Raw genomic sequence first — 13,023 nt, forward strand, 5'->3', positions numbered from 1 at the left:
GCAAACTTTTGGAATGACTAGAGTAGCAACTAACCGGACACACCTATCCTGCGATCTCCGCAAATATCTGAAATCCCGACGTCGTAGCGTTGGGGAACTGCTGCTTTCGGATCATGTTTGCGACCTCGATGCCGTCCAGAATAGCCGATGCGGACCTGAACGATTTGAACCCGCACATGTGCCGCACGCAACGCTTGATAAACCGATAATCCTGCTCGGTCAGGTTATTCAAATACTTTGACCTGACTGTTTGAATTTTGGCAGGGCAACCAAACCGATTAAGCATTTTGTTCACCTCTCGAATGCCCGCTGCGTTGGTTCCGCTTTTGTCGATGACGATCTTGCTCGGGATTCCATTTGAAGACAGCGCTTTGGCAAAGAACCTAGCTGCCGCTGGACGGTTCCTCCGCTCAGACAGCATAAAATCAAGGGTATCTGCTGCCTTGTCGACAGCCCTGTAAAGGTACATCCAATTGCTGCGAACACGAACATATGTCTCGTCCATGCGCCAAGAGCTCGGCGTTGGGCGTTTCTTCGATTGCGATCTTGCTGCGATCATCGGTGAATACCTCACGACCCACCTGATGAGAGCGGCATGGTCCACCTGAACGCCGCGTTCTGCCAGGATTTCTTCTAAGTCCCGATACGACACCGTGTAACGCAGGTAGAAGTACACAGCGTACAAAACAGCATCCTTGGGGAAATGACAGCCCTTCAATGAGATCATGCTCAAACAACCTGTTCAAAACTGTTCGACGAGTACAAACCTCAGATCACACATGCGCGTCAACCAGACCCCAGAGTTCGCGACACATCTTTTTGGGTGCTAAGCCAGCGCTGTTGGCATATATTGTAGTTTATGCAAGTGGCTAACACTACATGTGCCTCAAATCACAACCGACTGATCTTCGACTGTAAACATCGCAACGATGCCTGCGCACTAGGTAAGTTTGACGTTCGGCGGGTCGGCAGGGCAAGCGCGACGATCCCGGCGCCACCTGTTTTCGACAGGCCGGAGATATATGCCTAAGCAGATTATGTCCATAATCGATATTTTGAGAAACTTCATACTTGGTGTGACAGCAAGCTTTGATATGCCGGTTACCCCGTTCACGCCATGGCCCGCGCCCTCCGGTTCAGCTTGGACAGTGGATGTACCCGACAATGTCACTCAAGGCCCCTACCCTTTGCGCGGCAAAACAAAAAAGGCGCCGAAACCTTTCCGACGCCTTCACCTGACTTGCTAGTTCGTGATCTTACCCGTGGGTAAGATCATCTTCCTCGGGAAGCGCATCGAGCAGCGCGGCAATTGCTGCCTCCAGTTTGCTTCGATCAACGCGGGTAAAATCCAGATCATACCGCACCTCAATCCTTCCACTAGAAGCAGCACATTTCGCGATCCCTGCCCTGCCCGAAACCTGAAAAGTTGTTTTCGCGCGGCGTGGTTTACCTGCACTAGCGGCTTCCGTCTTCTTCGAGGACACAGCTTCTGGCTCACCTAGAAATGACCTCAGAATTGCGACTTCACGCGCGCCATCCCGATCAGGCTCACTCTTCAGTGCCTCGCTTACCTGGCGAACCAGACCTGGCGTCGCGTCAAATTTGCGCTTTAGCTCAACACCCACGTTTCGCGGAATGTCGTTCGGGTGGGTCAGAACTTTGTCCAGCATCAGCAGCAAACTGGCAAAAGACCGGATATAGCTGCGCTTTGTGTAGCTGGCAGATTTGAACAGCGTGGACACCGCCTTGTCGACATCGGGACAGTCATTCGCAGGGTCTTCGGAATATGCACGGGCGAGGGCGCCCATTTCCGCAAATGAGATATCCTTTCGGATCAGGTTCTCGTCGACCATACGCCGATAACTGTTGTCCAGATCACCCGCATCAGAAATCCCCGCTGGAATTCTGGCATAGGTTTCGTCGCCGGTCTCATCGTACAAGGCACGATAGGCAGACAAACGGCGCATGCCCTGGATCAATTCATACAGCCCGTCCGACCTGCGCTCCAGGCGGATCGGGTTGGACAAGCCGATCTCCCTAATCGAGTCCTTAAGTTCATCCAGTTCTGGATCGGGACCGGGTTTGCGATCTCGCGTCAGCTTTTCCGTTACAACGTCGTTCAGCACCACTCGTTCTGTCACCAAACCTTCAGCTCTCAGCCGCACCAGTTCGTGTGCAAGACGATCGTTTTCTGCACGGATGGATTGTTCCGTCGATTGCTGATCACGCAAAGCGTCGGCATTTTCCGAAATTGCTGCGGCCATTGGACCGCGCCGTTTTTCAAAAACCTTATCCGGCACCTTTCCAACAGGAATGTCATCCATAGCCGGTATGTCGATATCGAACATTCTTCGCTTGCGGCTCATGCGTCATCCTCCACCTTGTCCCAGGCCGATAACATTACGCCCCGGAATTCCTCATACACATTGTCGAAAGTCGAGCGGGCGCGCCGCCAGGTTTCGCGGGTCATCTCACGGTAATCCATTTCGTAAACCGAACTCAGGAATCGTCCCGACTGCTCCACCGCACGGGTCATTTCCACCGGGTGCTGTGCGACATGCTCGCCAAAGACCTTCTTAAAGGCATCAAACATCGCCAGATGCAGCGCATTGCCCGGTTCATACCGCGTCAACAGGAACCGCAACTCACAGAAGGTTTTGGGCAACCCAATCTTACCCGTGGGTAAGGTTTTGTCGAAACCATAGGCCAGATCTTCCAACGCTTCGGCCAACTGGCCGATGAACGACGTGGTCGAGTCATACTCCCAATATCCGGGCCCAGAAGGGATATAAAGCATGTCAGCGGCAAAGACCGCGTTCATGGACTGGTATCCGATTGCGGGCGGGCAATCGAACAGGATGAGGTCATAGGCGTCATCCGGAATCTGATCCAGATAACGGGACACAGCCGCAAAGAAGGACCATTCGGGATTCAGGTGCCTGTACTGGGCCGACGCAAATTCAACAAAGGCTGCGTTCGCACAGGAAGGTATCGCATCGATCGTCGACCACGAGGTCTTCTTGATGAAATCACCAATTCGCAGGTCACCAAGGCCCATGTCCGTTATCGCGGGCGGCAATTCCCGGCGGGGCAGGGCGGTTCCTGATTCTGCAGCAGCGGGGCGGTTGTTCATACGCTCTGTCTCACGAATGAGATCGCGCGCCATGATCCCCCAAACCGTATAGTCCTCGGTCACGTCTGTCAGGCCCATCGAATGGCTTAATGTTGCCTGAGGGTCGAAATCCACCACGAGGACCCTGTATCCATCCAGGGCGGCCGCATGGGCAAGATGCAGGGCCACGGTCGACTTTCCCGCGCCACCCTTGAAGTTTGCGACAGCCGCACGAATAGCACGCTTGCCTTCTGGGCGAGGGGGCATCAGGGACTTGCGATTAATCTTGAGCCGTCGCCGCAGCTCATTCACCTCTTCCAGGCTGAACCAGCGCTGACGCCCGTCGGGCTCAACCTCGCCGCCGGGCAGGGATGGGTCGGCTGCAAGCTTTCCGCGAAAGGTCGACTGGTTCACCCGGAAGATCAGTTCGGACACTTCCCAGCTGGAAAACCGGCGGAGCGTTTTCTCCATCTCAGGGCTAAAGGTCTGCTGGCGAATCCACCCCTGCAATTTGAGGGACTGATTGCGCAATGCGTTCAGGTCTTCGTGCGTGTACATGCCTCGGGTCTCTTAGTTTGGAACGTAAATTTCTGCTCGTTTCCTATTTACGCTTGATTTGCACTTTACGCAAAAGAAATTATGATGAGAGTACGATCTTACCCACGGGTAAGAAAACAAGGCGTAAAAACACCCGAAGCGATTCGACCGCCCCAGTTGGAACAAAAAGATCAAGACAGCCCTATCCAGCCAGTATTTAGGGGGACGGACCGAAGGAAATAACCACATATAGGGGGACACAAAGACCCAATAAGGGGACACACAGAATGACCCCCATCACCAATATTTCACCAAATTTCTTTTCGGTTTTTGAGTTTGATCTGCGCAAGATCTCGCGATGTTCCAGTCTTGGCTTGACAGAATCGAAGCTTTGGACGCTAATTAGGCCAAGATGACGAAAAGCGTTGGCAAACGGCGCGAGATTGGCGGGACACACCCGCCAGAGGCAGACTGAGCGGTGAGAACGGATATGCAGCTTGCGAAACCGGTCGGGCGAAATGCGCCGGCTTTGAAATATGATATACTATCTGCTCTGACCGTTCATGCGCTGTCAGGCGACAAGCACCGACAACGAAGTATTTTGCGTATCATTTCGTTGATTACGACCCGGTATAACTGGCGCAACAACGAATTATCCATTGGGCGGGAAGAAATTTCGCGCCTGTGGGCAGTGAACGAAAGAACCGTAAAGCGCGAAATGTCCAGATTTCGCACATTAGGTTGGGTAACGGTAAAACGGCCCGCTGCGCGGGGTCGTGTAGCCGTGTACGAGATCGATCTGAAACAAATCCTGATTGACACCGAAGAGGTGTGGTCTGTTATCGGATCGGACTTTCAAGCCCGGATGACTGACGTGCCGGAACCCGAAACGAATGTCGTACCCTTTGCAACCAAACCCAGTACCCCTGACAGCCCAGCTGGGGATGTGTGGTCGCAGGTACAGGCGATTCTACACGGTCGCGATCCGGAACTGTGGGCAAGCTGGTTTCAACATCTGTCCGAAGCTGAAAGGGCAGGGGGGCGTGTTGTCCTTATCGCACCGTCACGATTCATGGCCGATTATATTTCGCAGAAGTGGTCGGCGCGACTTCTGGCCGCCTACAGCCGTATTGATCCCAGCATCAGGACGGTTCGCGTGGACGCAGCTGAGTAACTGTCTTCGGCCTTGTTGCCCAATTGTCGAACGTACGTGATCTCATGTTCGGTCCCATCGAGTAGTTTCCGAACAGTCTTCAAGAAGATCAGCAAAGGTCAATTCAAGCCCATATTCCGTCTTTTTCAGCAGTTCAGCCAACTGGCTGGACAATCGTCCCTCCAGCTTCATGTATGCAGATCTCAGAGAAGTTTGCGAAAGAACCTAACTCGACGGTATTGCCAAGTTGTTCACGTTGAATGATCCAGCTATGTCGCGCTAATGAACATCCCAACGATCATGCCACTCCTGAAAGGTTTTCGCTTTCCTCGTGAGATCATTGCTTACGCGGTCTGGGCTTACCATCGCTTTGGGTTGAGCACAGCTGACGTTGAGGATCTGTTGGCTGCTCGGGGCGTGATCGTAAGCCGGGAAGCAGTTCGGCTATGGGTCAATCGCTTCGGTTGACACTTTGTAGATTGTATCAGACGGGATCGTCCATGGCCGAATGACAAGTGGCACATGGACGAAGTCGTAATCATGATCCGTGGCAACAAACACTGGTTGTGGCGGGCGATCGCCGCAAATTGCGACGTGCTCGACATTCTCGTGCAAACGCGCCGAAATGCTAAAGCTGCAAAGCGTTTTTCAACGGGCCGGTTGCCAAGTTTGGCGAACCCAGGGTCGTCATCACCGACAAATTGCGCAGCTATATCAAACCAATCAAAGTACTGGCACCGGACGCTGACCATCATGCCCACAAAGGTCTGAATAACGCCATCGAAGTGTCGCACCAACCAACCCGCAAACGAGAAAAGATCATGGGCCAGTTCAAGTCTCACCTACAGGTTCAGAGATTTCTCTCAGCGCATGACCAAATCAACCTGGTCTTCCGCCCCAGCCGATATCAACTCACCGCAAACTCATACCACCACGCTCGCACGGACGCATTCAGCCTCTGGGACGAGTACACTGCGGAAATGACCGCTTGATCCTGTCTTCGCCAATACCTCACATGCTCGGGTCATCAACTTGGCAATACCTGTCATTCTGCTCGGCTTCCTGTTTTCGGCGGCGCTAATTTTTTATTAGAACCCTATGCAACCCCTGATTTTCTCAAAACCAGAAAGGTCATCATCCCGATCGGTGGTAGGGCTCTTTGCTCTTCGACAGTTAGCGCTTGCTCTTGTAATACCGTGTCGATTTCGAAGTCAGAATGCCAACCGATTGTGTTAGCGACTGGCGCAAACGCGCGTTCCAAGGTTGCCAGCAGACCTCGCTCTCGTTTGAAATGGTTCGTAATCACCACACTGCCGCCGGGTTTACAGACCCTCACAATTTCCGCCATTACCTTTTCCGGTTCTGGAACGACGGACAGCACATGCATCGCTGCAACCGTATCGAAATGGTTGTCTGGGAAATCAAGCGCGCGGGCATCCATTTGCCTTAGCTCCGCAACGTGGCTCAGGGATAAATCTCTTACCTTGCCGCGTGCTTTTTGCAGCATGTCCTCGCTGAAGTCGATTCCGGTCACCTGAGTCCTGGGTCCGTAATGTTCCAGTGACAGCCCGGTGCCCACGCCAACCTCCAGAACCTTGCCAGGACGTCTGTTGATATAGTCAACCGCATGCTGCCGCCCGACATTGGTGACGGCCCCAAACGTCTTGTCATAGACGGGTGCCCAGCGAGCGTAAGAGGTTTGAACGGCTTTGATGTCCATATCGTATCCCTAACGGTTAGAAGGTGCTTCCCTGTCAATCCACGCCCAGGCGACCATTCCCACATATCCGACACAAAGCGCGATCAGCGTGGCCCAGGCAAAGGTCAGCAGCGCGGCGCCAACAACAGCGACACCGATGAGAAAAAACTTCGCGTTCTCGCGTGAAATCCGCGTGGTTTTAAAAGACCAGGTCGGTATGCGACTGATAAGCAAAAGACCAATGATCACGATGAAGAGGCAAATCAATATACTGGGCAGCGCGGGCGCATCCGCGAAAGCGAAGGACAGATACATTGGCAACATGACCAGCAGCGCCCCTGCAGGGGCCGGAACCCCCTCGAAATAAGCGCTGTCATGTTCGCAGGTCTCGGACTTGCTGCCCACATTGAACCGAGCAAGGCGCATAACGCAGCACACCGCAAAAAACAGCACGGCGAGCCATGCAGCACTGGGTACATCCTGCAAAGCCCAGAAATAGAGAACAAGCGGCGGGGCAACACCGAAGTTCAAGAAATCCGCAAGCGAATCCAGTTCTGCCCCGATTTTGCTGTCACTGCTGAGCAAGCGCGCAATGCGCCCGTCCAACCCATCCAGCACACAAGCGGCTATAATCAACTGCACCGCAAGCTCGTAGTTGCCCTGAACGCCAAATCTGATTGCCGACAGGCCCGCGCAAATGGCTGTTATTGTCAGTGCATTGGGCAGCAAATGAATCAGCGCAAACCCGGTCTCTTCCTGTTCGGATGGTTCTGTCACTGATCCAGCCACCTACTTTTCATTGGGTGTGTGCAAACTGGCAAGGATAGTTTCGCCGGCAATCATCGTTTGCCCGACACGCACCTGCGGCTCCACGCCATCTGGAAGATAAACATCCAGACGGGAACCGAAACGGATCAATCCAAATCGCTCTCCGGTTTGAAGCGCGTTGCCAGGTTTCACAAAGCAGACGATCCGTCTGGCCACTAGGCCGGCAATCTGGACCACAGCCAGGTCCTGACCATTCCTCATTCGAATACGCAGGCTGTTGCGCTCGTTATCGGCACTGGCCTTATCTAGGGATGCGTTGAAAAATTTGCCGGGGCGGTAGGCAACGGCGGTGATCTCACCTTCAATGGGCGTGCGGTTCACATGGCAATTGAAGACGCTCATGAATACACTGACACGAGTGAGGGGCGTGTTTGGCATCCCAAGCTCACTCGGCGGCACTGCCGCTTCGATTAGCGAAACCACCCCATCCGCCGGGCTGACAATCAAGCCTTCCCCTGTCGGTGATACGCGTTCGGGGTCGCGAAAGAAATAGTAGCACCAGACCGTAAGGCCGACGCCAATCCAGCCCAGAATGTCGGACAGGAGAAACAGACCGACCGTGATGGCGGCAAAGATCGCGACAAACCGAATGCCTTCAGGGTGCATCGGTTTGATGAACGTATCGCGCATGCGCATCGTAAGCTTTCCCCGAGGTCAATTGATGGCACTTTCATAAGTGGATTGCTGGGGAACGCAAGTGTAGCGGGTGCAGACGATTCATTATTTCAGATATCTGATCCAAAGGGCTTGATCGTCTGAATCTCCGCGCACTTCGGTAACTTCAGCTGGGTTGAGGCCAAATTCCGCAACCAAGTCTTCGACCTGACCCGATTGGAAGCTATCGAGGCTTCGTACAAGTCCGCCTTCTTCAAATGCGATCAATTCGTGAGATCTGCCGGACCACCGGACGATCCCGCCACAGAGCGTTCTAAGTTCCATATCGACCAGTTCTGCCACCGGGTCGGCAAAGAAATCGCTCCATTTGAGAAATCCTGTACGGTTCTGAAGGTGTAGAGGCCCCCGCTGGCCTCGGTGTGCCATTGTGGGTTTGCAAACAACCTGAATGGAGGTCTGCGCCAGTGCTTAGAAAGGCTGATCAGCATGTTGAACCAACTGGAGGGTCAGATCAAAGAACTGGATGCCGAGATTGCCCGCCGCGCGCGGTCAAATGAAACGGCACACCGCCTTATGACGGTGCCTGGAATTGGTCCGCTCATCGCAACTGCGCTGGTGGCCCTCGCCCCGCCGCCGGAAACGTTCCCGCGAGGACGCGACTTCGCCGCCTGGCTCGGGCTGGTTCCAAGACAGCATTCAACAGGGGGCAAGCAGCGCCTCGGCGCAACGACAAAGATGGGAAAACGTTCGCTCAGGCGGTTACTGATCATCGGTGCCAACAGCGTTGTTATGTGGCGTTCGCGTAAGAGAACAATGGACGGTATGGCATAAGGATCGTGAGACCGGGTCGGGAAAACCAGCTTGCGACAGAGTGCTTTGAGCACGTGGTTTTGAATTGGACCGGTTCCGCTAACACCATAGGGGCCAGCGGCATGTACAAAGGCCGCGCAACAGGCCGAACACATGTCAGTACCCGAACCGATGCAATTACCGGCCAAAATTACCTCTTGCGTTTTGGGCGTCTACACATGTCGCAAACTTAAATGAGATTAGCATAGTCAGTGCTGACGAGCCGATTATCCAGCCAATCAGGCAAACTGTTGAAATGGAGAGAGTCCAGGTGTGAACTGACCTTTGCAGACCATGTTGACCAGTTCGATACCAGCCAAGGCAGATGCTGCTGAAGTGAACGACATGAATCCCAGCGTAGGCCTGATCCTTCGTTTGATGAAACGGGAAGTTTTAGCGCGGTTCATACGAAAAAGTTGGCGGCACACCTGGCAAATTCTTTGTAGCCTTATCGCGATTCGATGTGGATTATGTTAAAGTAACTGCGGCTTTCGTGGACGAAGTTATTATGCTAATACACCTTGTTTTTATAGGTTTTTTGCGGCTTAGGTCTAGCCTCATCGCTATTGTGATGTTCGGACCTGCTATTGTACTGGCGGACGTATCTGATGTCAGACGTACGGCGCTTGTCATAGGAAATTCGCAGTATGAGTACGTTTCGAATATTCCGAACTCGGCAAATGACGCCCGGGATATAGCAGCAGCGCTTGGTCGGATAAGTTTTAATGTGACCGAATTATACGATCTCGACTATCGCCAAATGCGGCTGGCCCTTCGGGATTTTTCCGACAAGGCTGCGACGGCCGACGTGGTATTGGTCTATTTTGCGGGTCATGGCATCGAAATAGACAACACTAATTACCTGATTCCCACCAACGCGGAACTCAAAAGCGACAAGGATGTGGAATTCGAGGCTATACGGCTGGACTCGGTACTAAATTCGGTATCGACGGCGAAAGGTCTCAAACTTGTTCTTATTGACGCCTGCCGAAACAATCCGTTCCTTTCTGATATGGAGCGCACAACCGCGACGCGGTCGATCGGGCGCGGATTGAGCAGTATTGACCCCGGAGGTGTTCTGGTCGGCTATTCTGCGCGCGGTGGAACTTTGGCTTTGGATGGAAAAGGTCGCAACAGCCCATATGCCGAAGCCCTGCTTGAACATATTGAGGTTCCCGGGCTGGAACTTGGGAAATTGTTTCGCAAAGTCCGGGATTCAGTCTTTAAACTTACCGATGGGTACCAAGAGCCCTTCACTTATGGCTCATTGCCAGGGCGGGATATTTTCCTTGTCCCTGCAGCGGCCAAGGTGCCTTCCATTTTAAAAGAAACGCCTGCGCCTGTTGCCGAGTCCTCGCCTGAAGATGAGCGTGAAAAATCTGCCCAACGCGTTCTGCGCGAAGCGTTAAAGTTGGATGATCAAACGGTCAAGTTGGGCGCTTTGAAGATGATCGCGCAGCTCTATCCAAATACACGCGCTGGTCAATATGCGGCTGACGTAGCCGATGTGCTCAGCCGTTCACAACCGATTAAGAACAACGCCAGCGTGCCTACAGAGTCTGCTGCCGCGTCCCAAAGCCCGATCAACACGACGAACCAGGAAAACGTCGCGGGGCAACAACCAGATCCAGCCCTTGTGGCAGAAAAGGATCTTAATCTCAGCCAAAACGACTATCGCAACATTCAACGTGGCCTGAATTTCCTAGGGTATTCAGCCGGGCCTGTTGATGGGATATTCGGTACGCGCTCTCGTGCGGCACTAAAGCAATTTCAGAGCAAAAGCGGTTCGACCAGAACGGGGTATCTGACAGCGCAAAGCCTTGCTGTGTTAAAGAACGTCGCAAAGCCGCCACCCTCGGCGCACAGCGAGGAACAAACGAGCGGCGAAACGCTTGCTGCCTTGCCGAAGACGACCCAAACCGGCGCAGTAGCGAACAGCTACCATGGGGATTACTCAATCGTGGTCAGAAGACGACCCAATCCAAACTACAATGACCCTGAGCTTGCTAAGGATCGGCCCAAAATAGTGTTGCAGATGGTGTACCGGAAGTCGTCCGCCGGGTTTCAGATGATCAGCGCTCAGGATCTGACGGAAGGTGGTGAAAATCGACCAAAACGATTTCGCGCATCGTTATCAGAAAAGGGGCGGTTGCGTATTTCGGGAAATACAGGGTACCTGTTTGGTAAAGTAAGAATTGTCCCCTTCTCGATTACTCAGAGAATTCCTGCAGACTTTTCCAAGGGGCAAACCCTCCACTCCAACCAAGGCCAGTTCGACAAAGCCTTTTTCATGGATGTGACGATAACAAAACGTTGAAACTCACAACACGAAGTATTCGCAGCTACTCGGGTACGCGCCTGTTGAGTTCAACTACTTGAATTTCTGTCTCGCCATCATCGTGAATGAAACTCGCAGCCACTGGCCATCGTCGTTCAGCGTCCACAGTTTTTGCCGTCGCCATGGTCATATAAATGGGACGAAACCCATCGGCATCCGGTGCTAGGGTCTTGGTCCAGCTTTCCAGGCGTGCAGCGACATTTATCGTATCACCGATGACGTTATAATGCATGGATCCGCTGACACCCAGTGTGCCACCGATTGCTTCTCCACTGTTCAGCGCTATCCGTAGCTTGTATGCACGTTGATTTCGAAAAGTGTTATTAAGTGATGCCACGGCTTCGCGCATGGCGTTGGCACAACGTAGTCCGGCCTGCGCGTCCGATTGCCTTTGCTCGTGTGTTTCGCTTGGAATTGGCGCGCCAAACACAACCAGTATGCCGTCTCCTGTATATTTCTCGACAAACCCACCATGCGCGCGAGCGATTTCACCCAGCCGATCAAGAATTCGCGCGATCCACGTCATAAACTCGTCTGCATCCATCGCATTCCCGGCGAGGGTCGACCCTTCAATATCCGCAAGCAGCGCCGTAACATACAGCTGTCGAGATCGGGGCTTTCCACCCGACATTAGATTTTTGCGCTGCTTCCAGATCTCAGCTGACAACTCTTCGGACAGATGAGATGAAAAAACCTGTGCGATCGCGCGTCTTTGGTTGCGCGAAAAGCCTGAGATGATCCCAAAGCCGAAAAGAAACCCGAAAGTCCAGCCCAGCAGAGAAGGCGCGACAGGCATTAACAACGCGAACTGTTGAAACATGGACAACGTAATCGTTAGCAGGACGCCACCTATCCCAGCCAGCAACACCGCATTGCCGGTGACCCTGACGAAAACAGACACGCAGGCACCTAAGAAGACCGAAGCGAGGATGATGAACGCAGGGAACTGACCGTCCAACGCGCGCAGCGGAGAGGCTTGGCCGTTGAAGTAGTCAATCAACTGTTGAACGATGGCGGCATGAATTTCGGCACCAAAGGTAAAATCTGACCCGGTTGATCGGTTGAGTGGTGTTGAAAAGTAATCTTTTACGGAATGACTGGTAACGCCGATTATCACGGCATTTCCCTCAAAGCGATCCAGCCCAGTTTGAGTCAGAATCTCTGCGGCGGGAACACTGCGCGTGATCGGCAATGCATTTTTGTAATCAATGACGATTTGATAGCCTGACGTATCCACGTTGCGGAACAGGTTTGCACCCGGGGCCAAGGGTTCTACAACTGTATCGCCAAACATCAAATAGCGCGGATTGTCGGGAGCGCTTTTCAATGCGGGTTGCCCGGTATGGGTCGCGGCCAGATGCATAGGCAGTGACAGGGAAATACCATCGTGCGTATTTACTAACAACAAGGCGCGTCGGGCAACGCCATCAGGGTCAATTGGAATATCAGCGAACCCAGTGTGCGTGCCCGGCGGCGCTGAAATGCCAGCAGTCTCGCTATCCTGCAATTTCGAGATCACGAAAACTCTGGGATCGCTCAGCACCTCAAGTAAGGCGTCCCGACCTTCACCTGCCGGAACGTCCCTGTAAATGTCGACGCCCACCGTAGTTGCACCAGAGGCGAGCAAGGTGTTTACAATCTGTGCCAATTGCCGATCGGGGACAGGCCAACCCCATTCGCTCAAATCTCGGTCGGTGATGGCAACCAGATAAACGTCTGCTATAGGTTCATCCGCCGCAAAGGCCGATATTGTCCAATCGTATTGGAGAAGCTCAAGTGACTCGAGCATGCCTTTTTTCCGGAGTTCGACCAGAGGCATGCCGACAATCAGTGTAATGACACAGACCAACACCCAGCGTTGCCAAACCGGCATGAGCGATGACGTTCTCTGC

10 protein-coding genes and 3 pseudogenes are annotated in these 13,023 nt (G+C 53.3%); 4 read left to right on the plus strand and 9 right to left on the minus strand.

Going from position 1 to position 13,023, the window contains the following annotated elements; translation table 11 throughout:
* Positions 1-43 precede the first annotated feature (43 nt).
* The 3 genes from ACR0ES_RS18220 to ACR0ES_RS18230 all read right to left on the minus strand — a co-directional run bounded on the left by ACR0ES_RS18220 (position 44) and on the right by ACR0ES_RS18230 (position 3,670).
* Positions 44-727, minus strand: a complete 684-nt coding sequence (locus ACR0ES_RS18220; RefSeq protein WP_480773859.1) for an IS6 family transposase — start codon at positions 725-727, stop codon at positions 44-46.
* 529 nt (positions 728-1,256) lie between these two features.
* A complete protein-coding gene (locus tag ACR0ES_RS18225) occupies positions 1,257-2,366 on the minus strand; it encodes a ParB/RepB/Spo0J family partition protein (protein WP_480871450.1) in 1,110 nt (369 codons plus the stop codon).
* Complete coding sequence (locus ACR0ES_RS18230) at positions 2,363-3,670, minus strand: AAA family ATPase (protein ID WP_480871451.1); 1,308 nt, start codon at positions 3,668-3,670, stop codon at positions 2,363-2,365. The genes ACR0ES_RS18225 and ACR0ES_RS18230 overlap by 4 nt, the downstream gene beginning before the upstream one ends.
* 469 nt (positions 3,671-4,139) lie before the next feature.
* Here ACR0ES_RS18230 and ACR0ES_RS18235 point away from each other — a divergent pair, with 469 nt between their 5' ends.
* Positions 4,140-4,823, plus strand: a complete 684-nt coding sequence (locus tag ACR0ES_RS18235) for a DnaA N-terminal domain-containing protein (RefSeq protein ID WP_480871452.1) — start codon at positions 4,140-4,142, stop codon at positions 4,821-4,823.
* A 261-nt stretch (positions 4,824-5,084) separates the two neighbouring features.
* Positions 5,085-5,794 (plus strand): annotated as a pseudogene (locus tag ACR0ES_RS18240) (IS6 family transposase).
* A 104-nt stretch (positions 5,795-5,898) separates the two neighbouring features.
* On the opposite strand, the gene ACR0ES_RS18245 reads toward ACR0ES_RS18240, so the two are convergent.
* The 4 genes from ACR0ES_RS18245 to ACR0ES_RS18260 form a co-directional block, all read right to left on the minus strand.
* Positions 5,899-6,522 (minus strand): class I SAM-dependent methyltransferase, encoded by a 624-nt coding sequence (locus ACR0ES_RS18245; RefSeq protein WP_480773857.1) that lies wholly within the window; start codon positions 6,520-6,522, stop codon positions 5,899-5,901.
* Positions 6,523-6,531: 9 nt separating this feature from the next.
* The gene (pssA, locus tag ACR0ES_RS18250; RefSeq protein WP_480773856.1) at positions 6,532-7,278 is read right to left on the minus strand and encodes a CDP-diacylglycerol--serine O-phosphatidyltransferase; all 747 of its coding nucleotides are present in this window, start codon (positions 7,276-7,278) and stop codon (positions 6,532-6,534) included.
* Positions 7,279-7,290: 12 nt separating this feature from the next.
* On the minus strand, positions 7,291-7,965 hold the full coding sequence (locus ACR0ES_RS18255; RefSeq protein WP_480773855.1) for a phosphatidylserine decarboxylase: 675 nt from the start codon (positions 7,963-7,965) through the stop codon (positions 7,291-7,293).
* Positions 7,966-8,049: 84 nt separating this feature from the next.
* Positions 8,050-8,370, minus strand: coding sequence for a hypothetical protein (locus ACR0ES_RS18260; protein ID WP_480483592.1), 321 nt, complete (start codon positions 8,368-8,370; stop codon positions 8,050-8,052).
* Between the two features lie 63 nt (positions 8,371-8,433).
* Between ACR0ES_RS18260 and ACR0ES_RS18265 the strand changes: the two are divergent.
* A pseudogene (locus ACR0ES_RS18265) lies at positions 8,434-8,742 on the plus strand (transposase); the annotation flags it as partial.
* 290 nt (positions 8,743-9,032) lie between these two features.
* On the opposite strand, the pseudogene ACR0ES_RS18270 reads toward ACR0ES_RS18265, so the two are convergent.
* Positions 9,033-9,179 (minus strand): annotated as a pseudogene (locus tag ACR0ES_RS18270) (IS6 family transposase); the annotation flags it as partial.
* 107 nt (positions 9,180-9,286) lie between these two features.
* Between ACR0ES_RS18270 and ACR0ES_RS18275 the strand changes: the two are divergent.
* Positions 9,287-11,110 (plus strand): caspase family protein, encoded by a 1,824-nt coding sequence (locus ACR0ES_RS18275; RefSeq protein ID WP_480871453.1) that lies wholly within the window; start codon positions 9,287-9,289, stop codon positions 11,108-11,110.
* Between the two features lie 25 nt (positions 11,111-11,135).
* Here ACR0ES_RS18275 and ACR0ES_RS18280 read toward each other — a convergent pair whose 3' ends face one another.
* A complete protein-coding gene (locus ACR0ES_RS18280) occupies positions 11,136-13,004 on the minus strand; it encodes a CHASE2 domain-containing protein (RefSeq protein WP_480871454.1) in 1,869 nt (622 codons plus the stop codon).
* Positions 13,005-13,023 lie beyond the last annotated feature (19 nt).

The organism is Ruegeria sp. N7, assembly GCF_056531345.1.